The organism is Protaetiibacter intestinalis (assembly GCF_003627075.1).
Lineage (GTDB): Bacteria > Actinomycetota > Actinomycetes > Actinomycetales > Microbacteriaceae > Homoserinibacter > Homoserinibacter intestinalis.
The window spans coordinates 1,813,093-1,839,304 of sequence record NZ_CP032630.1 but is presented as its reverse complement, the minus strand read 5'-3'; the positions used below and the strand labels follow the sequence as shown (position 1 = coordinate 1,839,304).

The 26,212-nt window shown below is 72.4% G+C and carries 29 protein-coding genes; 11 read left to right on the top strand and 18 right to left on the bottom strand.

Annotated features, from left to right (window positions below; genetic code table 11):
• Nucleotide 1 precedes the first annotated feature (1 nt).
• From D7I47_RS08705 to D7I47_RS08695, 3 genes are read right to left on the bottom strand one after another with little or no spacing between them, the layout of a single operon-like run.
• Entirely contained in the window at nt 2-1,345 is a 1,344-nt protein-coding gene (locus D7I47_RS08705; protein ID WP_319592656.1) for an LCP family protein, read from the bottom strand.
• Nucleotides 1,346-1,347: 2 nt separating this feature from the next.
• On the bottom strand, nt 1,348-1,815 hold the full coding sequence (gene purE, locus D7I47_RS08700) for a 5-(carboxyamino)imidazole ribonucleotide mutase (RefSeq protein ID WP_120763885.1): 468 nt from the start codon (nt 1,813-1,815) through the stop codon (nt 1,348-1,350).
• Between the two features lie 55 nt (nt 1,816-1,870).
• Entirely contained in the window at nt 1,871-2,992 is a 1,122-nt protein-coding gene (locus tag D7I47_RS08695; protein ID WP_120762672.1) for a 5-(carboxyamino)imidazole ribonucleotide synthase, read from the bottom strand.
• Between the two features lie 78 nt (nt 2,993-3,070).
• Between D7I47_RS08695 and D7I47_RS08690 the strand changes: the two genes are divergently transcribed.
• Nucleotides 3,071-3,652 carry a GtrA family protein gene (locus D7I47_RS08690; protein ID WP_227000554.1) on the top strand — a complete coding sequence of 194 codons (582 nt, stop codon included), beginning with the start codon at nt 3,071-3,073 and terminating at the stop codon, nt 3,650-3,652.
• A 19-nt stretch (nt 3,653-3,671) separates the two neighbouring features.
• On the top strand, nt 3,672-4,232 hold the full coding sequence (locus D7I47_RS08685) for an ECF transporter S component (RefSeq protein ID WP_120762671.1): 561 nt from the start codon (nt 3,672-3,674) through the stop codon (nt 4,230-4,232).
• Between the two features lie 18 nt (nt 4,233-4,250).
• On the opposite strand, the gene D7I47_RS08680 is transcribed toward D7I47_RS08685, so the two are convergent.
• Both D7I47_RS08680 and D7I47_RS08675 read right to left on the bottom strand, forming a co-directional pair.
• Entirely contained in the window at nt 4,251-4,820 is a 570-nt protein-coding gene (locus D7I47_RS08680; protein WP_120762670.1) for a PH domain-containing protein, read from the bottom strand.
• Nucleotides 4,821-4,829: 9 nt separating this feature from the next.
• Nucleotides 4,830-5,621 (bottom strand): biotin--[acetyl-CoA-carboxylase] ligase, encoded by a 792-nt coding sequence (locus D7I47_RS08675; protein WP_120762669.1) that lies wholly within the window; start codon nt 5,619-5,621, stop codon nt 4,830-4,832.
• A gap of 24 nt (nt 5,622-5,645) precedes the next feature.
• On the opposite strand from D7I47_RS08675, the gene D7I47_RS08670 reads away from it, so the two are divergent.
• Genes D7I47_RS08670 through D7I47_RS08660 form a run of 3 tightly spaced genes read left to right on the top strand, consistent with a single transcriptional unit; the run spans nt 5,646 to nt 8,291 of the window.
• The gene (locus D7I47_RS08670; RefSeq protein WP_193726426.1) at nt 5,646-6,470 is read left to right on the top strand and encodes a polyprenol monophosphomannose synthase; all 825 of its coding nucleotides are present in this window, start codon (nt 5,646-5,648) and stop codon (nt 6,468-6,470) included.
• 10 nt (nt 6,471-6,480) lie between these two features.
• Entirely contained in the window at nt 6,481-8,079 is a 1,599-nt protein-coding gene (locus D7I47_RS08665) for an acyl-CoA carboxylase subunit beta (protein ID WP_405083424.1), read from the top strand.
• On the top strand, nt 8,076-8,291 hold the full coding sequence (locus D7I47_RS08660; RefSeq protein ID WP_120762666.1) for an acyl-CoA carboxylase subunit epsilon: 216 nt from the start codon (nt 8,076-8,078) through the stop codon (nt 8,289-8,291). Before D7I47_RS08665 ends, D7I47_RS08660 begins: the two co-directional genes overlap by 4 nt.
• 360 nt (nt 8,292-8,651) lie before the next feature.
• Here D7I47_RS08660 and D7I47_RS08655 read toward each other — a convergent pair whose 3' ends face one another.
• The 4 genes from D7I47_RS08655 to D7I47_RS08640 form a co-directional block, all read right to left on the bottom strand.
• Entirely contained in the window at nt 8,652-9,695 is a 1,044-nt protein-coding gene (locus D7I47_RS08655; protein WP_193726425.1) for a hypothetical protein, read from the bottom strand.
• Entirely contained in the window at nt 9,692-10,927 is a 1,236-nt protein-coding gene (locus D7I47_RS08650) for a sensor histidine kinase (RefSeq protein WP_120762665.1), read from the bottom strand. The genes D7I47_RS08655 and D7I47_RS08650 overlap by 4 nt, the downstream gene beginning before the upstream one ends.
• Nucleotides 10,920-11,606, bottom strand: a complete 687-nt coding sequence (locus D7I47_RS08645) for a response regulator transcription factor (RefSeq protein WP_227000552.1) — start codon at nt 11,604-11,606, stop codon at nt 10,920-10,922. The genes D7I47_RS08650 and D7I47_RS08645 overlap by 8 nt, the downstream gene beginning before the upstream one ends.
• Nucleotides 11,607-11,682: 76 nt before the next feature.
• Nucleotides 11,683-12,915: a class I SAM-dependent RNA methyltransferase gene (locus D7I47_RS08640; protein ID WP_120762663.1), complete on the bottom strand. Its 1,233-nt coding sequence runs from the start codon at nt 12,913-12,915 to the stop codon at nt 11,683-11,685.
• 25 nt (nt 12,916-12,940) lie between these two features.
• On the opposite strand from D7I47_RS08640, the gene D7I47_RS08635 reads away from it, so the two are divergent.
• Nucleotides 12,941-13,567, top strand: coding sequence for a Maf family protein (locus tag D7I47_RS08635; RefSeq protein ID WP_227000550.1), 627 nt, complete (start codon nt 12,941-12,943; stop codon nt 13,565-13,567).
• 90 nt (nt 13,568-13,657) lie between these two features.
• Nucleotides 13,658-15,415 (top strand): acetyl/propionyl/methylcrotonyl-CoA carboxylase subunit alpha, encoded by a 1,758-nt coding sequence (locus D7I47_RS08630; RefSeq protein WP_120762662.1) that lies wholly within the window; start codon nt 13,658-13,660, stop codon nt 15,413-15,415.
• 85 nt (nt 15,416-15,500) lie between these two features.
• Here D7I47_RS08630 and D7I47_RS08625 read toward each other — a convergent pair whose 3' ends face one another.
• From D7I47_RS08625 to D7I47_RS08615, 3 genes are read right to left on the bottom strand one after another with little or no spacing between them, the layout of a single operon-like run.
• Nucleotides 15,501-16,241 (bottom strand): SRPBCC domain-containing protein, encoded by a 741-nt coding sequence (locus D7I47_RS08625; protein ID WP_120762661.1) that lies wholly within the window; start codon nt 16,239-16,241, stop codon nt 15,501-15,503.
• A complete protein-coding gene (locus D7I47_RS08620; RefSeq protein WP_120762660.1) occupies nt 16,238-16,579 on the bottom strand; it encodes an ArsR/SmtB family transcription factor in 342 nt (113 codons plus the stop codon). The genes D7I47_RS08625 and D7I47_RS08620 overlap by 4 nt, the downstream gene beginning before the upstream one ends.
• 58 nt (nt 16,580-16,637) lie before the next feature.
• Nucleotides 16,638-18,074, bottom strand: coding sequence for an NAD(P)H-quinone dehydrogenase (locus D7I47_RS08615; protein ID WP_120762659.1), 1,437 nt, complete (start codon nt 18,072-18,074; stop codon nt 16,638-16,640).
• A gap of 65 nt (nt 18,075-18,139) precedes the next feature.
• Between D7I47_RS08615 and D7I47_RS08610 the strand changes: the two genes are divergently transcribed.
• Complete coding sequence (locus D7I47_RS08610) at nt 18,140-18,967, top strand: purine-nucleoside phosphorylase (protein WP_120762658.1); 828 nt, start codon at nt 18,140-18,142, stop codon at nt 18,965-18,967.
• Nucleotides 18,967-20,631, top strand: coding sequence for a phospho-sugar mutase (locus D7I47_RS08605; protein WP_120762657.1), 1,665 nt, complete (start codon nt 18,967-18,969; stop codon nt 20,629-20,631). The genes D7I47_RS08610 and D7I47_RS08605 overlap by 1 nt, the downstream gene beginning before the upstream one ends.
• On the opposite strand, the gene D7I47_RS08600 is transcribed toward D7I47_RS08605, so the two are convergent.
• Nucleotides 20,628-21,215 (bottom strand): TetR/AcrR family transcriptional regulator, encoded by a 588-nt coding sequence (locus D7I47_RS08600; protein ID WP_120762656.1) that lies wholly within the window; start codon nt 21,213-21,215, stop codon nt 20,628-20,630. The genes D7I47_RS08605 and D7I47_RS08600 overlap by 4 nt on opposite strands.
• Nucleotides 21,216-21,303: 88 nt before the next feature.
• Between D7I47_RS08600 and D7I47_RS08595 the strand changes: the two genes are divergently transcribed.
• Nucleotides 21,304-21,588: a hypothetical protein gene (locus D7I47_RS08595; RefSeq protein WP_120762655.1), complete on the top strand. Its 285-nt coding sequence runs from the start codon at nt 21,304-21,306 to the stop codon at nt 21,586-21,588.
• Here the strand turns inward: D7I47_RS08595 and D7I47_RS08590 are convergent.
• The 3 genes from D7I47_RS08590 to D7I47_RS08580 are packed head-to-tail and all read right to left on the bottom strand — an operon-like array spanning nt 21,585 to nt 23,430.
• Nucleotides 21,585-21,857 carry a PTS sugar transporter subunit IIB gene (locus tag D7I47_RS08590; RefSeq protein ID WP_120762654.1) on the bottom strand — a complete coding sequence of 91 codons (273 nt, stop codon included), beginning with the start codon at nt 21,855-21,857 and terminating at the stop codon, nt 21,585-21,587. The two genes, D7I47_RS08595 and D7I47_RS08590, sit on opposite strands and share 4 nt — an antisense overlap.
• Complete coding sequence (locus tag D7I47_RS08585; RefSeq protein ID WP_120762653.1) at nt 21,854-22,312, bottom strand: PTS sugar transporter subunit IIA; 459 nt, start codon at nt 22,310-22,312, stop codon at nt 21,854-21,856. The genes D7I47_RS08590 and D7I47_RS08585 overlap by 4 nt, the downstream gene beginning before the upstream one ends.
• Entirely contained in the window at nt 22,312-23,430 is a 1,119-nt protein-coding gene (locus D7I47_RS08580; protein ID WP_120762652.1) for an adenosine deaminase, read from the bottom strand. The genes D7I47_RS08585 and D7I47_RS08580 overlap by 1 nt, the downstream gene beginning before the upstream one ends.
• Nucleotides 23,431-23,528: 98 nt before the next feature.
• On the opposite strand from D7I47_RS08580, the gene D7I47_RS08575 reads away from it, so the two are divergent.
• Nucleotides 23,529-24,491, top strand: a complete 963-nt coding sequence (locus D7I47_RS08575) for a hypothetical protein (protein WP_157981675.1) — start codon at nt 23,529-23,531, stop codon at nt 24,489-24,491.
• Nucleotides 24,492-24,532: 41 nt separating this feature from the next.
• On the opposite strand, the gene D7I47_RS08570 is transcribed toward D7I47_RS08575, so the two are convergent.
• Nucleotides 24,533-25,858, bottom strand: coding sequence for a thymidine phosphorylase (locus tag D7I47_RS08570; protein ID WP_120762650.1), 1,326 nt, complete (start codon nt 25,856-25,858; stop codon nt 24,533-24,535).
• A complete protein-coding gene (locus D7I47_RS08565; RefSeq protein ID WP_264371299.1) occupies nt 25,836-26,201 on the bottom strand; it encodes a cytidine deaminase in 366 nt (121 codons plus the stop codon). The genes D7I47_RS08570 and D7I47_RS08565 overlap by 23 nt, the downstream gene beginning before the upstream one ends.
• Nucleotides 26,202-26,212 lie beyond the last annotated feature (11 nt).

Here is a 26,212-nt window from a genome sequence, read left to right as displayed (position 1 = left end):
CTCAGCCGGTCGGGTCGGCGCTCGTGGGATGCAGCAGCTCCTGCACCTTCGCCTGGATGGCGGCGAAGTCGGGGTGGAGGTTGTCCCAGTCCGGCGGCACGAAGTCCTGCGAGACCACGGGCTGGGTCTTCGACTTCTCCGCGAGGGTCACGAAATGGCTGAGCATCGGCGCCGGGATGTCGGTCTTCACGACCTGCGCACCCGCCTGCGCGATCGCGGTGAAGTTCGCGAGCACGTTCGCGGGGTTCGCCTGCGCGAGGATCGCCTCCTGCACCTGCCGCTGGCGCGCCATCCGGGCGTAGTCGGTCGTGTTGTAGCGGGTGCGGGCGTACCAGAGGGCGGTCTGGCCGTCCATGCGCTGCGTCCCGGCCTCGATGTAGCCGGCGGGCGGCGCGTGCGTGCCGTCGTCGTAGTTGTTCGACCCGATCGGCAGCCGCTCGTCGACCGTGATCTCGACCCCCCCGAGGGCGTCGATGAGGTCGGCGAAGCCCTGCATGTCGATGAGCACGTAGTACTGCAGCTTCAGATCGAGCACGCCCTCGACGGCGTCGCGCATCGCCTCGATGCCGGGGCTGGAACCGGCTTCCTCGGCGTCCGGGTACAGCTCCGGATGCTCCTGTCCGTAGGTGTAGACGTAGTCGATGAGGCAGTCGTCGCCGCAGCTCCAGCCGTCCGGATACTCCTCGAGCATCGGGGAGCCCGCCGAGAACGGCGCGCGGTAGAGGTTGCGCGGGATGCCGATGAGCACCACGGCGCCCGTCTCGGCGTCGACGCTCGCGACCGAGATGCTGTCGGGGCGCAGCCCCACGCGGTCGGGGCCGGCGTCCCCGCCGAGCAGCAGGATGTTGTACCGCCCGTCGACGGGCGGCTCGACGCTGCCGTCGGCGAAGACGGCGTCGAGCAGCCCGATCGCCGACGTCGTCGAGACCGCCGCGTAGCCCGCCGTCCCCGCCGTCGCGACGAGCGCGATCGTCGCGAGCCCACCGACGAAGCCGCGGGCGACGGGGGCGACCGAGACGAGCCGTACGAGCCGCAGCGTGTCGAGGGTCAGCACGAGCCACAGCACCGCGTAGAAGACGAGCACCGCGACGGCGATGCCGAGCACGACGGTGTTCGTGAACAGCGCGAGCAGCCACTCGCGGGCGAGCAGCCCGAGCAGCAGCAGCACGAGCGCGAGCACCCAGGCGACGAGCGTCGCGGCCAGGCCGAAGCGGCCGAGCCGTCGGTTGCCGGCGAGCACCTGGGCGGACCCCGGCACCAGGAGGTTGAGCGCGATGAGCCACCAGGCCCGCTTCGTCATGAACCCCTCGGCGGTGCGATCCGGATCGCGCAGCACGCTCGTCACGGTCAGAGCTTCTGCTGCAGGGCGGCGTTCTTCTCGGCGACGAGCGCCTCGAGCGAGGCGGCGTAGGCGGCGAGGCGCGCGGTCAGCTCCGGGTCGCCGGAGGCGAGGATGCGCGCGGCGAGGAGCCCCGCGTTGCGGGCCCCGCCGATCGAGACGGTCGCGACGGGGATGCCGGCGGGCATCTGCACGATCGAGAGCAGCGAGTCGAGTCCGTCGAGCTTCGCGAGCGGCACCGGCACGCCGATCACGGGAAGCGTCGTGACGGAGGCGAGCATGCCCGGCAGGTGGGCGGCACCGCCCGCGCCCGCGATGATCACCCGGAGGCCGCGTCCGGCGGCATCCGTGCCGTACTCGACCATGCGTCGCGGTGTGCGGTGGGCCGACACGACCTCGACCTCGTACGGGATGCCGAACTCGGCGAGCGCGGTCGCCGCATCCTGCATCACCGACCAGTCGGAGTCGGATCCCATCACGACCCCGACCACGGGCACTCCCGTCACCTCAGGCACCCCGCAATGCTATGCGTCAGCCCTGGAAGAACCCCGCCGCGGCACGCGCGCGGGCCACGACATCGTCGAGCTCGTCGCCGACCACCGTGACGTGCCCAACCTTGCGCCCGGGACGCGACTCCTTGCCGTAGGAGTGCAGCTTCGCCTCCGGGTGGTCGGCCATCGCGGCCGGATACCGGTCGGGCATGAGCTCGCCCTCGGGGCCTCCGAGCACGTTCACCATGACGCTCACCGGGGCGAGCGGGGACGGATCGCCGAGCGGCAGGTCGAGCACGGCCCGCAGGTGCTGCTCGAACTGGCTCGTGACGGCACCGTCGATCGTCCAGTGCCCCGTGTTGTGCGGGCGCATGGCGAGCTCGTTGACCAGCAGGCGGCCGTCGTCGGTCTCGAAGAGCTCGACCGCGAGCACGCCCGTGACGTCGAGCTCGGTGGCGATGCGCTCGGCGAGCGCGCCCGCCTCGGCGACGAGCCGCCCGGCACGCGGCGCGGGGGCGAACACCTCGGCGCACACGCCGTCGCGCTGCACCGTCTCGACGAGCGGCCAGGCCGCCAGCTGCCCCGAGGGGCGGCGGGCGACGAGCTGGGCGAGCTCGCGACGGAAGGGCACGAACTCCTCGACGAGCAGGCCGTCCTCCCCCGCCGACGCGAACCAGTCGTCGACGTCGGAGGCGTCGCGCACGACGCGCACGCCCTTGCCGTCGTAGCCCCCCCGCGGGGTCTTCACGACCGCGACGGAGCCGTGGGCCGCGAGGAACGCGCCGAGCTCCGCGGCATCCGCGATGCGCGCGAAGTCGGGCACGGGGGCGCCGATCGCGCGCAGGCGCTCGCGCATGAGCGTCTTGTCCTGCGCGACGGCGAGCGCCGCGGGCCCGGGGTGCACGGGGATGCCGGCGGCGACGAGTGCGGCGAGCACGGCCTGCGGCACATGCTCGTGATCGAAGGTGACCACGTCGACGTCGGCCGCGAAGGCGAGCACCGTCTCGGCATCACGGTAATCGCCCACCGCCGTCGCCGCGAGCGCGGCGGAGCTGTTCTCCGCCTCCGCGAGCACCCGCAGCTCGACGCCGAGCGCCACCGCGGGAGGGATCATCATCCGGGCCAGCTGCCCGCCGCCGATCACGCCGACTCTCGAGGTCACCCGGCCAGGCTACCGGCGTCGGCGGATCACACGGCGCGGTTAGGATGGCTCGGTTGCTCCCCCGACGAGAGGTTCTCCGTGATCGACCGATTGAGACGGCTCATCCGGTGGGCGTGGGACACCCTCATCCGCTACGCGCTCAAGTTCGGAGTGGTCGGGCTGATCGGCTACTTCACCGACGTGCTGATCTTCAACGCCCTCCGGCTCGGACTCGTCGGCGACGACCACTTCTGGCAGAGCCCGCTCGGGGCGAAGATCATCTCCGTCACCATCTCGACCCTCGTCACCTGGTTCGGCAACCGGTACTGGACCTTCCGCGAACACCGCCGGAAGAACTTCCTCCTCGAACTCGTGGAGTTCGCCGTCGTCTCGGTCGGCGGACTGCTCATCGCCCTGCTGTGCCTGTGGATCTCGCACTACGTGCTCGGATTCACCTCGCTGCTCGCCGACAACATCTCGACGAATGTCATCGGCCTGTTCCTCGGCACCGCGTTCCGCTTCCTCATGTACCGCTACTGGGTCTACGGCCACCACCGCAAGGACGGTCTCACGGCCCGGCAGCACAAGGTCGAGGCCGCCGCGTTCGCGATCTTCGAGGACGAGAAGTCGGCGAACGCCGATGCCGAGACCGGCGATGAGGCCGCCAAGACCGCTTCTTAGGGTCACCTAAGCTGGACGGGTGACCGAGACCGCACCCGCAACCCGCGCCCGCATCCGCTTCGACACCCGCACGCTGCTCACCCTCGCCGCGATCGGCGCCGCCGCCGGGGTCGTCGTGATCCCCACCGCGTGGGCCGCCCAGGTGCTGTGGGCGGCGATCCCGGTGCTCTACGGCCTCGCCGTCGTGCCGTACGTGCTGCCCGGCGTCATCGCCCAGGCCGTCGTCCCGCAGCCGGGGAGCGCGCTCATCACGGGCCTCGTCGCGGGCCTCATCTCGATCCCCTTCGTCGGCGGGGTCGGCCCGCTCACGCTGTTCGTGTTCGTCGCCGTGCTGCAGGAGCTCCCCTCGCTCGTCACCGCGTGGCGCTTCCGCGGCATCGGCATGGCCCTCGTCACGGCGCTCGTCCTGTCGGCCGCCTACGCCGCGTACTGGGCCGTCACGCTCAACGCGGAGGCCTTCGCGGGCTGGGTGCGGATCACCGCGATCGCGCTGCTCGTGGTGACGATCCTGCTGTCGACCCTGCTGGGGCTCGCCATCGCCGCGGGGCTGCGCCGCGCCGGCATCCGCCCGCGCCGCTGAGCGGCAGGGCGCGGCGGCTCAGCGCACCCCGAAGGCCGTCGTCTCGTCGTCCGGGCGGGAACGCTCCTGCTGCCGCCGCGACGCCACCGGGTTGGTGGAGAGCTCCATGAGGTCGTGCAGGGTCGCCTGCACGAGGTCGGCGCCCGGCACGTCGCGCAGCACCACGGGGCGCTCGAGGCCCGTGTTGACGAGGATGTCGCCCGAGCCGAACATGCCCTGCAGCCCCGCCTTGCGCACCGTCACGTCGTAGCCGCGGCTGTGCAGCAGCTCCTGCCGGGTGCGCACGAAGAGCCCGCCGCGCAGCACGATCCGCCGCGTCGTGATCGTGTAGTTCCGACCGAGCCAGGCGAGCAGCGGGAACAGGAACAGCAGGATGACGACGAGGGCCCCCGCCGCCAGGAGCGCCCAGTTCTGCCACGGCTCCGGGAACGTGCCGACGAAGTAGCCGAGGGCGCCGACCACCGCGACGAGCACGACGCACGGCCAGAACAGCACGCGGCCGTGGGAACGCAGACGCGCGACCACCGTCTCGGGCCGCGGCGGGTTCGGCGGCCCGGATGGCGCGTGGGCGGACCCGGGGTGGGACATGCCCCTTTTCTAACGCACGTGGGTCACATCGCCCGCCGCGACAGACCGCGCGAGCCCGTCACGGTCGGCGACGATGAGCCGGCCGTCGGCATCCAGGTCCACCGCCGTGCCCACGAGCTCCGCACCGTCCGGCAACTCGATGCGCACCGCGCGTCCGAGGGTGAGGCAGCGGGCGCGCGCCTGGGCGCGGATGCCGGAGGCCTCCGCGTCGCCGCCCGCCGCCAGGTAGCGGGCCACCCGGTCGCGCACCCCCTCGAGGTAGGCGGCGAGCACGAGGTCCTCGACGGCGTCGTCGACGGCGACCCCCTCGATCGCGAGCGAGGTGGCGGTCGGCACCGGGAGCTCCTCGACGGACATGCGCGTGTTGAGCCCCGCACCGATGACGACCCCCGTGCTCTGCGGCAGCAGCTCCGCGAGCACACCGCAGAGCTTGCGGCCGTCGACGAGCACGTCGTTGGGCCACTTGAACCCGACACCGCGCCCGGGGAGCACCCCGGCGACCGCCTCCGCCATCGAGACCCCCGCGATCACCGGGATCCAGCCGAGCCGGTCGGGGGTGGGCGTCGTGCCATCGGGGAGCAGGGGCCGCAGCAGCACCGAGCTCGCGAGGCTGGCCCCGGGCGGGGCGGTCCAGGAGCGACCCAGGCGCCCCCGGCCGGCGCTCTGATAACGGGTGAGCATGACCGTCAGATGGGGCAGCCCCTCCCGGTCGGCGCGCGCCGCGAGCTCCGAGTTGGTCGAGCTCGAGGACGCCAACTCGTAGAGCGCGGCGACCACCTCGCGACTCCGATCGAAGCTCATGGCGGTCAGCCTAGGATGTCGTGCATGCCGTCCGCGCGAGCACGCCCCGCCGGGCGCGTCCTCGTCGTGACCCCCACCTACGACGAGCGCGAGAACCTCGCCGCAACGCTCGCGGCGCTTCGCCGGAACGCGCCGGATGCGGATGTGCTCGTCGTCGACGACGCGAGCCCCGACGGCACCGGCGAGCTCGCCGACGAGGCCGCCGCGGCCGACCCGCGCATCCACGTGCTGCACCGCGCCGCGAAGGACGGTCTGGGCCGCGCCTACCTCGCCGGCTTCGCCTGGGCGCGCGAGCACGGCTACGACACCGTGGTCGAGTTCGACGCCGACGGCTCCCACCCCGCCGAGGCGCTCCCCGCGATGCTCGAGGCGCTCGCCGAACCGGGCGTCGGGCTCGTGATCGGCTCGCGCTGGGTCGCCGGCGGGCGGCTCGTCGACTGGCCCGCGTCCCGACGCCGGCTGAGCAAGACCGCCAACGCCTACGCGCGCGTCATGCTGCGCCTGCCGGTGCGCGACGTCACCGCCGGCTACCGCGCCTACCGGTCCGAGGTGCTCGCCGCGATCGCCGATCAGGTGGTCGACTCGCGCGGCTACTGCTTCCAGATCGATCTGACGATCCGCACCGCGGATGCCGGCTGGGGCATCCGCGAGGTGCCGATCACCTTCAGCGAGCGCCGCGCGGGCGTCTCGAAGATGACCGGCGCCGTCGTCGCCGAGGCGATGTGGCGGGTCACCGCCTGGGGCATCGCGCGTCGCCTCCGGGGACGTCGACCACTCCCGGACGGCCAAGGACACGGCCCCGGAGTTGTCGCCGATGCACAACGCCCCGGCCCGGAAGGTGACGGATAGGCTGAACGCCGTGACCGACGACGCTGCAGCTCCCGATCTCTCCACGACCGCCGCCCGGCTCGCCGACCTGAAGGCGCGCTACCACGTCGCCGTGACCGCGAGCGGCGAGGCCGCCATCGCGAAGCAGCACGCCAAGGGCAAGAAGACCGCCCGCGAGCGCATCGAGCAGCTGCTCGACCAGGGCTCCTTCGTCGAGCTGGACGAGTTCGTGCGGCACCGCACCCACGCCTTCGGGATGGAGAACAACCGTCCCTACGGCGACGCGGTCGTCACCGGCACCGGCACCATCCACGGCCGCCAGGTGGCGGTCTACGCGCAGGACTTCACGATCTTCGGCGGGTCGCTCGGCGAGGTCGCGGGCGAGAAGATCATCAAGGTCATGGAGCTCGCGCTCAAGACGGGGGTGCCCATCATCGGCATGCTCGACTCGGGCGGCGCCCGCATCCAGGAGGGTGTCGTCGCCCTCGGCAAGTACGGCGAGATCTTCCGCCTCAACACCGCGAGCTCGGGCGTCATCCCGCAGATCTCGATCATCCTGGGGCCCGCCGCGGGCGGCGCCGTCTACGGCCCGGCGCTCACCGACTTCGTCATCATGGTCGACAAGACGAGCCAGATGTTCGTGACCGGGCCGGATGTCATCCGCACCGTCACGGGCGAGGACGTCGGCATGGAGGAGCTCGGCGGCGCCCTCACCCACAGCCAGCGCACGGGCGTCTCGCACTACCTCGCCTCCGACGAGGACGACGCCCTCGACTACGCGCGCACCCTGGTGAGCTTCTTCCCCGACAACAACCAGGCCGAGCTGCCCGTCTACGACTCGGAGACCGAGCTCGAGATCAACGACTCCGACCGCCGGCTCAACACGATCATCCCCGACTCCCCCAACCAGCCCTACGACGTGCTCGATGTCATCGAGCGCATCGTCGACGCCGGCGACTTCCTCGAGGTGCAGCCGCTGTTCGCACCCAACATCGTCATCGGCTTCGCACGGGTCGAGGGCCGCTCGGTCGGCATCATCGCCAACCAGCCGAACGCCATGGCGGGCACGCTCAACATCGACGCCGGCGAGAAGGCCGCCCGCTTCGTGCGGTTCTGCGACGCGTTCTCGATCCCGATCATCACGATCGTCGACGTGCCCGGCTACCTTCCGGGCACCGACCAGGAGTGGACGGGCGTCATCCGCCGCGGCGCGAAGCTGCTGTACGCATACGCGGAGGCGACGGTGCCGCTCGTGACCGTCATCACGCGGAAGGCCTACGGCGGCGCCTACATCGTCATGGGCTCCAAGCAGCTCGGCGCCGACCTCAACTACGCCTGGCCGACCGCGGAGATCGCGGTCATGGGCGGCCAGGGCGCCGTCAACATCCTGTACCGCAACGAGCTCAAGCAGGCAGAGGCCGACGGCCAGGACGTCGCCCAGGTGCGCACGCAGCTCGCCAACGAGTACACCTACAACGTCGCCTCGCCGTTCCTCGCGGCCGAGCGCGGCGAGCTCGACGGCATCATCGAGCCCGCGGCCACCCGGCTCGTCATCATCAAGGCGCTGCGTGCCCTGCGCACCAAGCGCGCGAGTCTGCCGCCGAAGAAGCACGGGAACATCCCGCTGTGAGCGACGAGCCGGTGCGTGCCGAGCTGAAGGTCGTCGGCGGCGACCCGACGCCGGAGGAGCTCGCCGCGGCGTCGGCGGTGCTGCAGGGCGCGCTCGACGAGGCCGCGGGGATGCGCGATGCCGCACGGCGCCCGCGTTCGGCGTGGGAGCGCGGGCGGCGGAACCTCCGTCAGCCGCTCCCCCGCGGCGGCTGGAATCCCTGGGCGTCGTAGCGGAATCGCGTTTTCGCGACGGAATCCGCAGCGATTCGCGTGAAACGCTCCAATATCCGTTCCGAGATCCCCGCCTGTACCCCGGATCGCGCGACGAGCAGCCGAAATCCTCGGCCTTGTCACCCGAAAATGTACCCCGAAAGTCCCCCGAAATGATGACTTACCTGGGTAGGCGGACCACGCATACTTGTTTCAGCAGGTGTATCTCATCGAGTTACACAGCATCACCGGTCGTCTAGGGTAAGCAGGCCGATGATGTGGGGGCGAGTCAGGGCGATATTCGGGTTGTCGCCCTGACTCGAATCTTCGAGGGGCCGGACGATCGTCCGGCCCCTCGTTCCATGTCCGGCAGCGGCGGGGTCAGGAGGCGGCGGACGCCTGCCGCGGGATCTCGAGCCACAGGTCGACCTCGTCGTCCGGCTCGCCGCCGAGCATCGTGACCGCCTCGTCGGCCGCCGTCCGGAGCCCGACCACCGTGACCGCCACGTCCGATCCCTCCGGCACGGTGCGGGCGATCAGACGGTCGGCCGTGGTGTCGCGCAGGGCGAGCGCGAGGCGCCCGAGCACGCGCTCGAGATCCTCTTCCGAGAGCTCGTCGATCCCGCCCTCGTCGAGCAGGGTGACGATCGTGCCGCGGCGCCGGGCCAGCATCACCTGCTCGCGCACGGCGTCGTTCAGCAACCGCCGGCCGCGGATCTCGTCGCGGATGGCGGCCTCGAGGTGCAGGCACTCGGCCCGTTGCGAGGCCGTGAGCTCGCCGTGCGTCGACCGGATCGTCCGCAGCATGGGCAGCGCCATGATGCTCGTCTGCCCGAGCCGGAACTGACGCTCGTTGAGATGCGCCTCCTGCGCCGCCTGCCACTCCGTGGCCTCCCGCTCGGCACGTGCGAAGCGCTCCGAGTCGCGCGAGGCCTTCGCGAGGGTGTTGGTGAGGATGTGCGCGACGCCCACCCAGGAGGCGGAGCCGATGACGCCGATCGTCGCGAGGGCCTGCGGCCCCGACCAGAACAGGGTCTGCACGACGAGGAAGACGATCCCCGCCCACGCGAAGCCGGGACGCAGCCGCACCGCCGTGATCGTCATGAGCGTGCCGACCGCCGCGACGTACCAGGTGGCGTAGCCGTTGCCGCCCGGCCGTGCCGGATCGAGCACCGCCGTGATGAGCGGCGGCAGCGCGACCGCGACCCCGAGGGCGAAGGCCGCCATCCAGATCGGCATGAGCGTCTCGCGTCCCGGCCACAGGGCGACGGTGGTCACGAGGGCGTAGAGGGCCATCGCGGCCACGACGGCGCCGGGGTCGTCGGCGTACGGGAACTGCAGGGAGTAGCCGGCGAGCAGCAGATGGTAGGCCGAGAACAGGCCGGCGAGCGTCACGATGAGCGCGCGGGGGACGCCGATCTTCACGAGTCGACCTCCGCCGTCTCGGCCGGCCACTGCAGGCGGACGGTGGTCCCCTCGCCGGGCGCCGTGTCGACGCGGGCCTGACCCCCGACGCTCGCGACGCGCTCCAGGATCGACACCCGCACGCCGAGCCGCTCGGTCGGCACGGCATCCGGCTCGAAGCCGGCGCCGCGGTCGCCCACCTCCACGAGGACGCCGTCGCCCGTGGCGCGCACCTCCGCCCAGCGCTCCACGCCGGCCCCCGCGTGCTGGAGGCTGTTGACCATCGCCTGCACGGCCGCCGAGTAGACGGCCTCCGCGACCGCGACCGGGATCGGGGTGCCCTCGACCCCCGTCGACCGGACGGCGACCGGCTCCGAGAGCGCCGCCGCCGCGTCGCCGATGCGGCTCGCGAGCACGGCGACCGCGACATCCGCGTCGCCGGGGGGCGCCACCGCGACCGCGTCGCGCAGGTAGCCGATCGCGTTGCCGGCCATCCGTGAGGCGAGCTCCTTCGCCTCCGGGGTGTCGGCGCGCGCGGCCGAGAGGAAGGTCGTGAGCACGCTGTCGTGCACGATCGCGTCGACCTGCACGCGCTCGGCCTCCGTCGCGTGCTGCCGCACGGCGTGCCCGTACCGATCGAGAGCCGTCGCCTGGGCGCGGTCGACCGTGGAGGCCGCCCCCCGCAGGATCGCCGTGATGATCGTGATCGCCCCGCCGAGGATGATCGCGTACACGGAGTCGAGGGCCGCCTGCACGAGCGTCACCCCGCCGCCCGCGGGGGTCACGCGGATGACCGCGTACACCGTCGGGGCGAGGATGAGGTAGGCCGTCGCGACGCGCAGCGGGAAGCCGACCGTCGCCATCGCCGTGGCGATCGTCAGCAGGTAGTACAGCCAGTAGCTGTCGGCGGTCGCCGCGGCCGGATCGGTGACGGCGAACGGCCAGCTCACGAGCGCCACGAGGTACACGATCGCGAACATCACGTGGGCACCGCGCACCTGCTGGCGCAGCGCCGAGGCGAGCGCCGTGAGCCCGAGGGTCACGACGATCGCGAACACCATGACGCTCGACCACAGCGGGTCGAGGTTCGGCAGCTGCTCGATCATCGCGGGGATCGACTGCAGCAGGAACGCCACGCCGAATCCGGCCGCCGTGCGGGCGATGGCGGTGTCGACCCGCACGAGACTCAGCGGGTTGCGCACCCCCCGCCCCCGCGGCAGCGGCGCGAGGCGGGACGCGGGGAGGTCAGCCATCGCTGTCGGGGTCGAGCCCCGGCAGGATGCCGTCCTCGACGGCGCGGCGCAGCAGATCGACCTTGGTCGGTGCGGGCCGCCCCACCTCGACGTACTTGGCGCGGATGCGGTCGAGGTACTCGCGCGCGGTCGAGTAGCCGATGCCGAGCTGCTCGGCGGCGAGCTTGAGCGGCAGCCCGGATGCGTACAGGTGCAGGATCTCGCGCTCGCGGCGGCCGAGCTCGGCCTTCGCGAAGTCGCGGTCGGCGTCGATCGCCGTCGCCCACTCGAGGTTGTTGAGCACCTCGCCGCGCGCCACGGTGGCCGCCGCGGTCACGACGGTGCGCATCGACGCGGACTTCGGGATGACGCCCGCGGCGCCCGCGGCGAGCGCCTCGCGCACGAGGTCGACCCGGTCGGCGATCGAGTGCACGAGCACCGGGGCGCCGATCGCCTGCACGCTCTTGACGTTGCGGGTGACGCTCGAGCCGTCGCCGAGCGAGAGGTCGAGCACCACGACATCCACCTCGCGGCCGGCGAGCCCGGCGATGAGCTCGTCGACGTTGGATGCCGCGAGCATGAAGTCGTGCCCGGCCTCGACGAAGGCCGCCTGCAGCCCCACCCGCACCGACTCGTGGTCGTCGACGACCGCGACCCGTGCCGCGCGCACCTCGACCGGCGCTTCGGGCTGATCGATCACCGTGCTCATCCTGACTCCCGACCCCCGCGGTATCCGCTGCGGCTCATGCTACTTGCTGTCGCGCGACGCGCACCCCTCAGCCGCGGACGAAGCTCGCGACGGCCTCGACGTGGTGGGTGCTCGGGAACAGGTCGAAGGCGCGCAGACCCGCGAGCCCGTAGCCGAGCTCGGCGAGGATGCCGGCGTCACGGGCGAGGGCCACCGGATCGCACGCGACGTACACGAGCTGCGCGGGCCGCACCGCGGCGAGCGCCTCGAGCACCTCGCGCCCCGCACCCGACCGCGGCGGGTCGAGCACGACGGTCGCCGCCGCGAGCCGGGCGCACTCGAGCGCCGAGGCGTCGGCGAGGGAACGCACCCAGTGCTCGACGCGGGCCGTGAGCGCCTGCGCGCCGAGCCAGTCGGCGAGGTTCTCCTGGGCGTGCTCGGTCGCGCGCGCATCCGATTCGACGGAGGTGATGCGCAGGGCCCCGCCGAAGCGGTCGCCGAGGGCGGCCGCGAGCAACCCCACACCGCCGTAGAGGTCGAGGTTGGCGGCGCGCGGGTCGAAGAGCGCCTGGTCGACCGCGTCCTGCACGGCGCGCGTGAGCACGGCCGGGGCCTCCGTGTGCACCTGCCAGAAGCCGGAGTCGTCGACGCGGAACTCGCGCTCGCCCACCCGCTCCCGCACGACGCTCGGTGCCTGACGTCCGATGATGAGGCGCGCTCCCCCGCCGCCGCTCGGCACGAGCACCTGCACGTCGCTGCCGGCGTGCTCGGGCATCTTCGACCCGAGCGGCGCCGCCTCGCGCAGCTCCGCCGTCGCGAGCGGCAGCTCGGCGACCGGGATGACGCGGTGCGAGCGCGCCGCGTACGGGCCGACCGTGCCCCCGGTCGCGACGTGCAGCCGCTCGCGGGTGCGCCATCCGCCCCCGTCGGCCGGACCCTCGACCGCCTCCACCTCGACCGCGCGCTCGATGCGCGCCATGCGCTGCAGGGCGTCGGCGAGCACGTGCGCCTTGAGCGTGCGCTGGTGGGCGGGCTCGATGTGCCCGAAGTCGGCACCGCCCGGGCGGTCGCCGGGGTCGCGCGAGACGTCCGCCTCCGGCCACAGGTGGGGCCTGCGGTGCGGACTCGGCTCGAGCACCTCGACCGTGTCGGCCCACCAGAACCGGCTCTTGCGGTCGTCGCTGATGCGCGCCCGCACCCGCTCGCCGGGGATCGCCTCCGCCACGAAGACCACGCGTCCGTCGAGGCGCGCCACCCCGTAACCGCCGTGGGCGATGTTGGTAGCCTCGACCTCGACCTCGCGGCCGTGCATGTCACCCATCCTCCCGAGCATAGAAGGAGCGCGCGTGCGCCTCTATCTGGCCTCCACCTCCCCCGCGAGGCTCGCGACCCTGCGCGCCGTCGGCATCGAGCCCGAACCCGTGCCCTCGCACGTCGACGAAGATGCCGTGGCGCAGGCCGCGGGACCGCTCGGACCCGCGGAGTTCGTCACCCTGCTCGCACGCGCGAAGGCCGAGGCGGTGGCCGAGCGGCTCGTTGACGCGGGCGGCGTGGACGGGCTCGTGCTCGGCGGCGACTCGGCCTTCGAGTTCGACGGCACGCTGCACGGCAAGCCTCACCTGCCGGAGACCGCCCGCGAGCGCTGGCACGCGCAGCGCGGCCGCTCCGGTGTGCTGCACTCGGGCCACTGGCTCATCGACGCGCGCGGCGGCCAGGTGGGGCGCGCGGTGGGCGGGGCGACCGCGGCGACCGTGCACTTCGCATCCGACATCGACGACGACGAGCTCGACGCCTACATCGCGACCGGCGAGCCGCTCGAGGTGGCGGGCGCGTTCACCATCGACAGCAAGGGCGCGGGGTTCATCGACCGCATCGAGGGCGACCCGCACACCGTCGTCGGCCTCTCGGTGCCGTACCTGCGCACCCTCGTGCGGCAGCTCGGCGTCGAGTGGCCGTCGCTCTGGAGCCGCTGAGGCGTTGTAGGGGCGGTGCAAGCCCCGTCGGCGTGTTTGTACCTCGCCGACAACGGCGCACACCCCACCTCGTCCTAGGCTGGGGTCACTATGGCTCGCATCACGAAGGTCCTGATCGCCAATCGGGGAGAGATCGCGGTGCGGGTCATCCGCGCCGCCCGCGATGCGGGGATCGCATCCGTCGCTGTCTACGCCGACCAGGACCGCGGCGCACGCCACGTGGTGCTCGCCGACGAGGCGTACGCGCTCGACGGCACGACGAGCGCCACCACCTACCTCGTCGTCGAGAAGCTGCTCTCGGTCGCCCGCCGTTCGGGTGCCGACGCGGTGCACCCGGGCTACGGCTTCCTCGCCGAGAACGCCGACTTCGCGCGCGCCGTCATCGAGGCCGGTCTCACCTGGATCGGCCCGAGCCCGGATGCCATCGAGCGCCTCGGCGACAAGGTGTCGGCCCGGCACGTGGCCGAGAAGGTCGGGGCCCCGCTCGCCCCGGGAACCCTCAACCCCGTCGCGGACGCCTCCGAGGTGCTCGCCTTCGCCGACGAGGTCGGCCTGCCGGTCGCCATCAAGGCGGCCTTCGGCGGCGGCGGACGCGGCCTCAAGGTCGCCCGCACGCGCGAGGAGGTGCCGGAGCTCTTCGAGTCGGCCACCCGCGAGGCGGTCGCCGCCTTCGGCCGCGGCGAGTGCTTCGTCGAGAAGTACCTCGACAAGCCGCGCCACGTCGAGACCCAGTGTCTCGCGGATGCCGCCGGCAACGTCGTCGTCGTCTCGACGCGCGACTGCTCGCTGCAGCGCCGCCACCAGAAGCTCGTCGAGGAGGCGCCCGCGCCGTTCCTCACCGACGCCCAGCGCGAGCTGCTGTACAGCTCGTCGAAGGCGATCCTGCGGGAGGTCGGCTACCTCGGTGCCGGCACCTGCGAGTTCCTCATCGGCATCGACGGCACGGTCTCGTTCCTCGAGGTCAACACGCGCCTGCAGGTCGAGCACCCGGTCTCCGAGGAGGTCACGGGCATCGACCTCGTGCGCGAGCAGTTCCGCATCGCCGAGGGCGGCCTCATCGACTACCCCGACCCCGAGGTGCACGGCCACTCCTTCGAGTTCCGCATCAACGGCGAGGACCCGGGGCGCGGCTTCCTGCCGACGCCGGGCCCCATCCAGGCCATCCGCTACCCGGGCGGCCCCGGCGTGCGCATCGACTCCGGCGTCACGACGGGCGACGTCGTCTCGGGCGCGTTCGACTCGCTGCTCGCGAAGCTCATCGTGACGGGCTCGACCCGCGAGGACGCCCTCGAGCGCGCCCGCCGCGCCCTCGACGAGTTCGAGGTCGCGGGCCTGCCGACCGTCATCCCGTTCCACCGCCAGGTGGTGCGCGACCCCGCGTTCACCGCGGAGGACGGCGACTTCGGCGTCTACACGCGCTGGATCGAGACGGAGTTCGCGGGCGAACTGGAGCCGTGGGGCGGCGTCCTCGCCGACGCGGCGCCCGCCGAGAAGCGGCACAGCGTCGTCGTCGAGGTCGAGGGCAAGCGCGTCGCGGTGTCGCTGCCGACGACCCTCATGCCCTCGGCGACCGTCGCGGCCCCGCCCGCGCCGCGCCGCCGCGGCGGCTCCCGCTCGGTCTCGACCGCGACGGGCGACGCCGTGAAGGCGCCCATGCAGGCGACGATCGTGAAGGTCGCGGTGGCCGAGGGCGACCGCGTCGTGAAGGGCGACCTCGTCGTGGTGCTCGAGGCCATGAAGATGGAGCAGCCGCTGACCGCCCACAAGGACGGCACCGTCGGCCCGATCGACGCGACGGTCGGCACGACCGTCTCGGCAGGCCACCTGCTGCTGACCCTCACCGACTGAGCTCCCGCATCCGGTCCCCGAAAGTACGTACTCTTGGGCGCCGCATCCGCGGTTTCGCCCCAAAAGTACGTACTTTCGCGGAGGGTCAGGGCAGCAGCACGTTCCAGGTGCGGATGCGCAGCTCCAGTAGCTCGCCGGCGACGGATGCGTCGGCCTCGGCCCGGGCGAGGAGCTCGGCGGCACACTCCGCCGGCACCCGGACGATGGTCTGACCCGCGTCCGCCTCGTCGGGCAGCGGACCCGCCCCGACGAGCACGCCGTCGGCCGCGAGTGAGGCGAGGAAGGCGCCGTGCTCCGCGAACAGCGGATGCGCGAAGACGCCGTCCACGCCGGCCGCGGGACCGGCGGTGTGGCTCAGCACGAACCAGAGCTCGCCCTCGGGAACGGCATCCGCATCCGCGCCCGCCTCCGAGGCGAATGCGCCGAGCACCGTCGGCCAGCCGTTGCGGTACTCCTCCCGGGCCTCGGCGGCGGCACCCCCGTAGCTCTCCCAGCCGCTGTGCACGAGTGTCACGAGCGTCTGCGCCTCGCCGACGGGCACGAAGGTGACCTCGACCTCGCCCCGGTCCTCCTCGCGGCCCGGATGCCAGGTGAAGGCGATCCGATGCGGCGGCTCGGCCAGGGTGACGCGGCCCCACACGGTGCTCTCGCCCGACGCCGAGCGCTCGACGATCGCGTCGCCCTCGAACGCGACGGTGTTGCCCGTCTCGTAGACGGAGTGCCGCACGAGCGGCCACCACGCGCCGAGCTGCTCGGTGAACACCCGGTAGGCGCGCTCCGGCGTGGCGCGCACGACGAGGTGACGGCGGATGGGCGGCAGCGTCATCGCTCCTCCTGCTCGGGTGACGCGGTCGCCTCGACGGCGTCGCGGTAGGCGGCGAGCGCCGCATCCCAGGTCTCGGTGAGCCACACCTGCAGCGCCGCGTAGCCGTCCGGCGCGAGGGCGTAGAGGTTGCGGGTGCCGACCGACTCGTGCGTCACGACGCCCGCGCCCTCGAGCACGCCGAGATGCTTGCTGACGGCGGGACGTCCGATCGGCAGCCGCTCCGCGATCCGCCCGACCGGCTGCGGGCCCTCGCGCAGCACCTCGGTGATGCGGCGGCGCATGGGGTCGCCGAGCGCGTCGAAGACGGCGTCGGATGCGGCGGCAGATCGGTTGCTCATGAGTAACCGTTACTCTAGAGCAACCATCCCCGGGAGGGAAGCGTCGGGAACCGACGCCTCAGCTCACGATGTGCATCGCGCGGGCCGCATCCGTCACCGCACCCGAGAGCGAGGGGTAGACGCTGAAGGCGCGGGCGAGCTGGTCGACCGTGAGGCGGTGCTCCACCGCGAGCGCGATCGGCAGGATGAGGTCGGAGGCCTTCGGCGCCACGACGACCCCGCCGATGACGGTGCCCGAACCCGTGCGGGCGAACAGCTTCACGAAGCCGTCCTTGATGCCCTCCATCTTGGCGCGCGGGTTCGAGGCGAGCGAGAGCTTGTAGATCTCGCCCTGGGCGATGCCGTCCTCGATCTGCTTCTGGTTCCAGCCGACGGTGGCGACCTCGGGGTGCGTGAAGATGTTGCTCGTCACGTTGCGCAGCTCGGTCGGCACGACCGCGTCCCCCATCGCGTGGTAGACCGCGGTGCGCCCCTGCATCGAGGCGACGGAGGCCAGCGGCAGGAAGTCGCTGCAGTCGCCCGCCGCGTAGACCATCGGCATGGAGGTGCGCGCCACGCGGTTGACCCGGATGTGACCCGACTCGGTGAGCTGCACCCCCGCCTCCTCGAGGCCGATGCCCGCCGTGTTCGGCACCGAGCCGACCGCGAGCAGGCAGTGCGAACCCTCGACCGTGCGGCCGTCGGCGAGCGTCACGACGACGCCGTCGCCCGCGCGCTCGACCGACTGCATGCGCGACTTCGACAGGATCGTCATGCCGCCGCGCACGAAGACGTTCTCGATGACGCGCGCGGCATCTGCATCCTCGCCCGGCAGCACCTGGTCGCGGCTCGAGACGAGCGTGACCTGCGCGCCGAGCGCGCGGTAGGCGGAGGCGAACTCGGCACCCGTGACACCCGACCCCACGACGATGAGGTGCTCGGGCACCTCGTCGAGCCCGTAGAGCTGCGTCCAGGTGAGGATGCGCTTGCCGTCCGGCTTCGCCGTGGGCAGGATGCGGGGGCTCGCGCCGACCGCCACGACCACCGTGTCGGCGAGGACCTCGTCGAAGTCGACCCGCTTCTTGCCCTTGCCGGTCGACATCACGAGCCGGTTCGGGCCGTCGAGGCGACCGTCGCCGGCGACGATGCGCACGCCCGCCTTGATGAGCTGCGACTTCATGTCCTCCGACTGCTGGCGAGCCAGCAGCAGCAGGCGCTGGTTGACGGCGGCGAGGTTGACCGTCACCTCGGGCCGGATCGCACGCCCGGACTCGGTGCGCGTGAAGAACTGCACGCCGAGGTCGGCCGCCTGGCCCACGTCGGTTGCGGCACCCGCCGTCGCGATGAGCGACTTCGACGGCACCACATCCGTGAGCACGGCCGAGCCGCCGACGCCGGCACGCTCGACGAGCGTCACCTCCGCACCGAGCTGGGCCCCGGTGAGGGCCGCCTCGTATCCGCCGGGCCCCCCTCCGAGGACGGCGATGCGCTGGGTCCGCTCGAACTCGTAGGGCATTCCCCCATTCTCGCGCATCCGGGGGCACGGGTCCGCACCCGCGATGCGCCGCCTAGAGTGAGGGGATGCAGACGCAGCACCCTCTCGACGCCGAGGGGGCCGACCCCTTCGCCGTCGCCCGCATCGCCGCCGAACAGCTCGCCTCCGCCACCGGCGTCGAGCGCCACGACATCGCCCTCACCCTCGGCTCCGGATGGGCGAAGGCCGCCGAGCTGATCGGCGAGACCGTCGCCACCATCCCCGCGACCGAGATCTACGGCTTCAGCGCCCCCGCCCTCACGGGCCACGTCGGCACACTCCGCAGCATCCTGCTGCCGAACGGCAAGCGCGCGCTCGTGATCGGCGCGCGCACGCACTACTACGAGGGCCACGGGGTGCGCCGCGTCGTGCACTCGGTGCGCACCGCGGCAGCTGCGGGCGCCCGCATCATGGTGCTCACCAACGGCGCGGGCGGCATCAAGGAGCACTGGGAGCCCGGCACGCCCGTGCTCATCAGCGACCACATCAACCTCACCGCCGACTCGCCGCTCGAGGGCGCCACCTTCATCGACCTCACCGACCTCTACTCGGAACGCCTGCGCGGCATCGCCCGCGGCATCCGCCCCGAGCTCGACGAGGGCGTCTACGTGCAGTTCCGCGGACCGCACTACGAGACCCCCGCCGAGGTGCAGATGGCGAAGACCATCGGCGGTCACATCGTCGGGATGTCGACCGCGCTCGAGGCGATCGCCGCACGCGAGGCGGGCATGGAGGTGCTCGGCTTCTCGCTCATCACCAACCTCGCCGCGGGCATCTCGCCCGAACCGCTCAGCCACGCCGAGGTGCTCGAGGCGGGGCGCGCCGCCGAGCCCGTGATCTCGGAGCTGCTCGCGCGCGTCGTGGCGGCGATCTGATGACGCTCGACGCGGTCGCGGCCGCGCGCGCCTGGGCGGCCCAGGACCCGGACGAGGTCACCCGCGCCCAGCTCGAGGCGCTCCTCGCCCGCGTCGACGCGGGCGACCCGGATGCGCGCGCCGAGCTCGAGACGCGCTTCGCGGGGCGGCTCACCTTCGGCACGGCCGGGCTCCGCGGGGAGCTCGGCGCGGGCCCGCTGCGCATGAACCGCGTGCTCGTCGGCCAGGCCGCCGCGGGCCTCGCCCGCTACCTCCTCGCGCGGGAGGCGCATCCGAGCGTCGTCATCGGCTACGACGGCCGGCGCAACTCCGAGATCTTCGCCCGCGACACCGCCGAGCTCATGGCGGGCGCCGGGGTGCGCGCCATCCTGCTGCCGCGCCTGCTGCCGACCCCCGTGCTCGCCTTCGCGGTGCGCCATCTCGGCACGAGCGCGGGCGTCATGGTCACGGCCTCGCACAACCCGGCCCCCGACAACGGCTACAAGGTGTACCTCGGCGGCCTCGACCACGGTTCGCAGATCGTGCCGCCCGCGGACGCCGAGATCGAGGCCGCGATCGTCGCGGTCGCCGCCGGGTCGATCGCCGAGCTGCCGCGCTCGGACGGCTACGAGCTCGCGGGCGAGGAGGTCGTCGACGAGTACGTGCGACGCACCGCCGCGATCGCCGGCGCCGCGCAGCCGCTCCGCGTCGTCTACACGGCCATGCACGGCGTCGGCTGGGACACCGCGCGCCGTGTGTTCGCCGAGGCCGGCTTCCCCGACGTCGTCTCGGTCCCCGAGCAGCAGGAGCCCGACCCCGCGTTCCCCACCGTCGACTTCCCGAACCCGGAGGAGCCGGGCGCCATGGACCTCGCCTTCGCGGCGGCCACGGCATCCGGGGCCGAGCTCGTGATCGCGAACGACCCGGACGCCGACCGCGTGGCGGTCGGGGTGCCGGATGGCGCGGGCGGCTGGCGACGGCTCTCGGGCAACGAGGTGGGCTGGCTGCTCGGCTGGCGTGCGGTGCGGCAGGGGGCCGAGCGCGACCTCGACCGCGGCACCCTCGCGTGCTCGCTCGTGAGCTCGCCGGCGCTCGGCGTGGTCGCACGGAAGGAGGGGCTCGACTTCGCCGAGACCCTCACGGGCTTCAAGTGGATCTCGCGCGTCGGCGACCTCGTCTACGGCTACGAGGAGGCGCTCGGCTACCTCGTCGACCCCGAGAAGGTGCGCGACAAGGACGGCATCTCCGCCGCGGTCGCCGTGCTGGCGCTCTTCTCGGAGCTGAAGGCGACGGGTCTGACCTTCGCCGAGCACGAGGCCGCATTCGCCGACCGCTACGGGGCGTTCGCCTCCGGCCAGATCTCGATCCGGGTCACCCACCTCGACCGCATCGGCGAGCTCATGGCGCGGCTGCGCGCCGCTCCCCCGCGCGAGGTGGGCGGCATCCGCGTCGAGCGGATCGACGACTTCGCGGGCGGGTTCGCCCCGTTCCCGCCGAGCGACATCCTGCGCCTGTGGCTCGCGGGCGGCTCGCGCGTCATCGTGCGCCCGAGCGGCACCGAGCCGAAGCTCAAGTGCTACCTCGACACCCGCAGCGACGAGGGCACCCCCGCCGAGCGCCAGGCGACCGCGGATGCCGCGCTCGCCTCCCTCGAGGCGGGCATGCGCGAGCTGCTCGCGGGCTAAGAGGTCTCGGCCGCGAGGATCGCCCGCACGGTCGAGAGGACGGCGGCGCGTCTGGCGCGCATGCGCTCCTCGTCGTCGGCCATGTCGGGGAAGTGCAGCCGCGCCATGTGGCGCAGGGCCTGGTAGCCGTCGGCGAGGGTGAGGATCGTGAAGAGCAGTTGCGCGGCCCGGTCGCGGCTCAGCTGCGGCACCGCCGCGGTCACGGCGTCGATCTTCACCTGGATGCGCTCGGCACGCAGCGGGGACTCGACGGCGCTGCCGAGCTCGAGGCCCTCCCAGAAGGTCAGTCGCGCGAGCTCAGGGTGCGCGCTCAGGTGATCGAAGACGCGCCCGGCGTAGTCGACGATCGCCTCCGCGTCCTCGCCGCCGATCGGCACCGCGTCGACGGTGCGGCTGAGTTGGTCGGCGAGGGCGGCCGCGAACAGGCCCTCCTTGGATCCGAAGTAGGAGTAGATGCGCTCCTTGTTGACGCCGGCCGCGGTCGCGATGCGGTCGACGCGCCCGCCTGCGAGACCGTGCTCGGAGAACTCCGCGGCCGCCGCCTCGATGAGGAGGGCGCGGGTCCGCGCGGTGTCCCAGGCCATGGCGCCAGTCTACAACTCCAACCAACGAGTTGCTTTTAAGCGGCGGGGCCCATAGAGTCGTGCCAACCAAACAGTTGGAGATGAGCAGATGACCGAGACGACACCCCCCGCAGCCCCCCTGACCGGCCCCGCGCCGACCGCGCCGGCCGCACCCCCGGCGCCCCCGTCCGTGCACGTGCGCGCCGTCATCACCTGGCTCGCCATCTTCCCGCTCGTCGCGATCGGGATGATGCTGATCGGCCCCGTGAGCGAGGGCTGGCATCCGGTGCTGCGCTCGTTCGTGCTCACCCTCGTGGTCGTGCCGCTCGCGGTCTACCTCGTGGTGCCGCGCATGCTCGCCCTCCACGGGAAGCTGCGGGCGCGGCGGCGCTAGCCCAGGGCGACCTCGAGCTTGCGCTGCAGCTCGGCGGTGTCGAAGTAGTTCTCGACCACGATCACATCGGCGAAGGTGCGCCCGATCGTCTCCACGAACTCCGGCCCGGTGAGGATCACCTGCGCATCGTCCAGCTGCGCCGCGAGCATCGAGGCGTCGATCGCCACCACATCCGCGTCGATGCCGAGGCGCTGCAGCACCCGCTCGGCGTTCACCTTGAGGATGCCGCTCGTGCCGATGCCCGCCCCGCACAGGGTCAGGATCTTCACGCCGGCACCCCGAGGATGCCGCGCACCTCGGCGGCGTCGCGTGCCTCGGCGAGGCGCTCGACGGCATCCGAGTCGTTGAAGATGTTGGCGATCTCGGCCACGAGCTGCAGGTGGCGGGCGCTCGACGCCCCCGCGAGGGCCAGCACCACGCGCACCGGGTCATTGTAGGGGTGGCCGAACTCGACCGGCTCGGCGAGCGTCACGATCGCGAGGCCGTCGCGGCGCACCGCGGGGCCGGGTCGGGCGTGGGCGAGCGCGAGGCCCGGCGCGACGACGACGTACGGACCGTGGGCCTCGATCATGCGGATCATGTCGGTCGCGTAGCCGGCATCCGTGGCCCCGCTCGCCGTGAGGGCACGACCCGCGGTCTCGACGGCCTCGCGCCAGTCGCGGGCGCGCGCGGCGAGCACGATGCCCTCGTCGGGCAGCGGCGGCAGCTCGGTGGGTCGGTCCATCAGGCGGCGCCGAAGCCGTCCTCGATGAACTCGACGAGCTCGGCACGCTCCTCGAGCGGCAGGAAGGCCGCCTCCGCCGCGTTCAGCTGGAAGGTGAGCAGGTCGTCGAGGTCGTACCCGAAGGTGTCGACGAGCAGGCCGAGCTCGCGCGTGAGGCTCGTGGCGCTCATCAGGCGGTTGTCGGTGTTGACCGTCACCCGGAAGCCGAGCTGGTACAGCAGGTCGAAGGGGTGGGCGGTGAGGTCGTCGCCCCACGCCGCGAACGCCCCCGTCTGCAGATTCGAGCTGGGGCTCGTCTCGAGGGCGATGCCGCGGTCCTTCACCCACTGGGCGATGCGGCCGAGGCTCACGTAGCTGGCCTCGTCGTCCTGCGACTCGATCGTGATGTCCTCGGCGATGCGGATGCCGTGGCCGAGTCGCAGCGCGTGGCCGTCGACGAGCGCACCCCGGATCGACTCGAGCCCGTCGGCCTCGCCGGCGTGCACGGTCGCGGGGAACATCTCGCGCGCGAGCAGCTCGAAGGCATCGGAGAGCCGCCCGGCGGGGAACCCCGCCTCGGGGCCGGCGATGTCGAAGCCGACCGCCCCGCGGTCGCGGTGGCGCAGCGCCAGCTCGGCGATCTCGCGGCCGCGGTCGAGGTGGCGCATGGCGCTGATCAGCTGGCCGACACGGATGTCGTGGCCGGTCGCGGCGGCCGCATCCACGCCCTCCTCGAGCCCCTGCTGCACGGCCTCCACCGCCTCGTCGAGGCTGAGGCCGCGGGTCAGGTGCTGCTCGGGCGCCCAGCGGACCTCACCCCACACGACGCCGTCGGCGGCGAGGTCCTCGACGAACTCGCGGGCGACGCGCGTGAGGCCCTCGCGGGTCTGCATGACGGCGGTCGTCAGGTCGAAGGTCTTGAGGTACTCGACGAGGGAGCCCGCCTGGCACTGGTTCCAGAACCACTCGCCGAGCTCGCCGGCATCCGCTGTCGGCAGCTCGAGGCCGAGCGGCTCGGCGAGCTCGATGATCGTCTGCGGCCGCAGGCCGCCGTCGAGGTGGTCGTGGAGCGACACCTTGGGCAGTGACTGCAGGTCGATCCCGTCGACGTGGTGGTCTGCGTGCGCGGCGTCGCTCATGGCTCCAGCGTAGTGCGAGCCCCCGCCCCGTTCCTGTGCCGCCGCCGAGTGCCGCGTCCGTTCCTCCCCAGCCTCCGCCTCCGCGAAAGTACGTACTTTTGGGCTCGATCGGCCCTTCGGCGGCCCAAAAGAACGTACTTTCGCGGACCATGGACGACAGTCAACTGGGCACCCACATCTCGGTCGGCGAGGCTCTGGCTGCGGGGATGACGCGCGAGGACCTCCGTCGCGACGACCCGTGGCACACGCCCTTCTGGGGCATTCGCAGTCGTGTCGAGGTGACCGACCTACGCCGCCGCGCCGAGGCGTTCATACCGCGGATGCCGGATCGCGCGTTCTACTTCGGACCGACGGCGGCCGCGCTGCACGGCATCCCGATCCCGAGTCGGAAGGAGACGGTCGCGCTTCACATCGGAGTACCGACGGGACAGCGCCGGGTCGACGCACGCGGCGTGGTGGCACACCACGTGATCATCGATGTGCGCGACATCACGACGGTGGATGGGCTGCCGGTCGCGAGCCCGGCGCGCACCTGGTGCGACCTCGCTGCGGGCGGCCTGCACCGTCACGAGGTCGTGGCCGCCGGGGACCGCATCCTCTGGGCGGCGGCACCGCTCGGTACCGTCGACGATCTCCGCGGAGCTCTCTCCCGCTACGAGGGCCGACGCGGTTCGAAGCTCATGAGGGACGCCCTGCCCGTACTCTCCGCGGGCTCGGCCTCCCCCCGCGAGACCTGGCTTCGGGTGCTCCTGATCGATGCCGGCCTGCCGGACCCCGAAGTCCAACTGGAAGTGCTGAACAAGTGGGGTCGCCTCATCGGGCACTGCGACCTCGGATGGGCGCGACGACGCATCGGGATCGAGTACGAGGGCGAGCACCACCGCAGCGACGCCGCGCAGTGGGCCTACGACATCCAGCGCTACCGAGAGATGGAGCAAGCGGGGTGGATCATCATCCGGGTCACCGCAGCCGACTTCATCGATGCGCCCGCGCGCTCACGCATCGTTCGCCAGATCACCGCAACGTTCTCCGCGAGAGTACGTACTTTTGGGGTGGGTTGAGGCGGAATCGCCCCAAAAGCACGTACTTTCGGGGACGTCGGCTAGAGGATGCGGGCGGCGACGAGGGGGCGTTCGGGGATGCGGGTGCCGGCGGGGGCGATCGCGTAGGCGCCGTTGAGGGACTCGAGGGCGCGGGCGAAGCGCGCGGGGTCGTCGGCGTGCAGCGTGAAGAGCGGGGCGCCCGCGGTCACGCTGTCACCCGGCTTCGCGTGCAGATCGATGCCCGCGGCGTGCACGACCGGATCCTCCTTGCGGGCCCGGCCCGCGCCGAGGCGCCAGGCGGCGACGCCGAAGGCGAGTGCGTCCTGCTCGGCGAGCACGCCGTCCGCCTCCGCGACGACCGTGTGCGACTCGCGCGGGGTCGGCAGCGCGGCATCCGGGTCGCCGCCCTGGGCGGCGATCATGCGCCGCCAGACGTCCATCGCGCGACCGTCGGCGAGCGCCGCGGCCGGGTCGGCGTCCGGCTGCCCGGCGAGGGCGAGCATCTCGCGGGCGAGCGCGACGGTGAGCTCCACGACATCCGCGGGACCTCCCCCGGCGAGCACCTCGACCGACTCGCGCACCTCGTTGGCGTTGCCGATCGCGAGCCCGAGCGGCACGTTCATGTCGGTGAGCAGCGCGCGCGTCGCGACACCGGCGTCGCCGCCGAGCCGCACCATCGTCTCGGCCAGCTCGCGCGCCCGGTCGTAGTCCTTCATGAACGCGCCCGAGCCGAACTTCACGTCCAGCACGAGGGATGCGGTGCCCTCGGCGATCTTCTTCGACATGATCGAGGAGGCGATGAGCGGGATCGCCTCGACCGTGCCGGTGGCGTCGCGCAGCGCGTAGAGCTTGCGATCCGCCGGGGCGAGGTCGGCGCTCGCCGCGCACACCACGGCGCCCACGTCGGCGAGCTGGGCGTGGAACTCTGCAGGGGTCAGCTGCGCGCGCCAGCCGGGGATCGACTCGAGCTTGTCGAGCGTGCCGCCCGTGTGCCCGAGGCCACGACCGGACAGCTGCGGCACGGCCACCCCGAACACCGCCACGAGCGGCGCGAGCGGCAGGGTGATCTTGTCGCCCACGCCCCCGGTCGAATGCTTGTCGCTCGTCGGCTTCGCGAGGCCCGAGAAGTCGAGCCGTTCACCGCTCGCGACCATCGCGAGGGTCAGGTCGCGGATCTCGGCGGCATCCATGCCGTTCAGCAGGATCGCCATGGCGAGCGCCGACATCTGCTCGTCGGCGACGTAGCCGCGGGTGTAGGCGTCGATCAGCCAGTCGATCTGCGCCGTGTCGAGGCGGTGGCGATCGCGCTTGGCGTGGATGAGGTCGACGGTGTCGAAGGGCTCGACCACGGTGGATCCTTTCTCAAGGCGCCGGGGGCGCCGCATACTCCTCGAGCTGGCGCGGGCCGAACGCATCGGGCAGCACCTCGTCGATGGTCTTGATGCCGGAGACGGTGTCGAGCAGCATCCCCTCGGCCGAGTGCTCGTAGAGCAGCTGACGGCAGCGTCCGCACGGCATGAGGCGGTCGCCCTTGCCGTCGACGCACGCGAAGGCGACGAGCTTGCCGCCGCCCGACATGATGAGCGCCGACACGAGCGAGCACTCCGCGCACAGCCCGACGCCGTAGGAGGCGTTCTCGACGTTGCAGCCGGAGATGATGCGGCCGTCGTCGACGAGGGCGGCGACGCCGACGGGGAAATCGGAGTACGGGGCGTACGCCTTCCCCATCGCCTCGACCG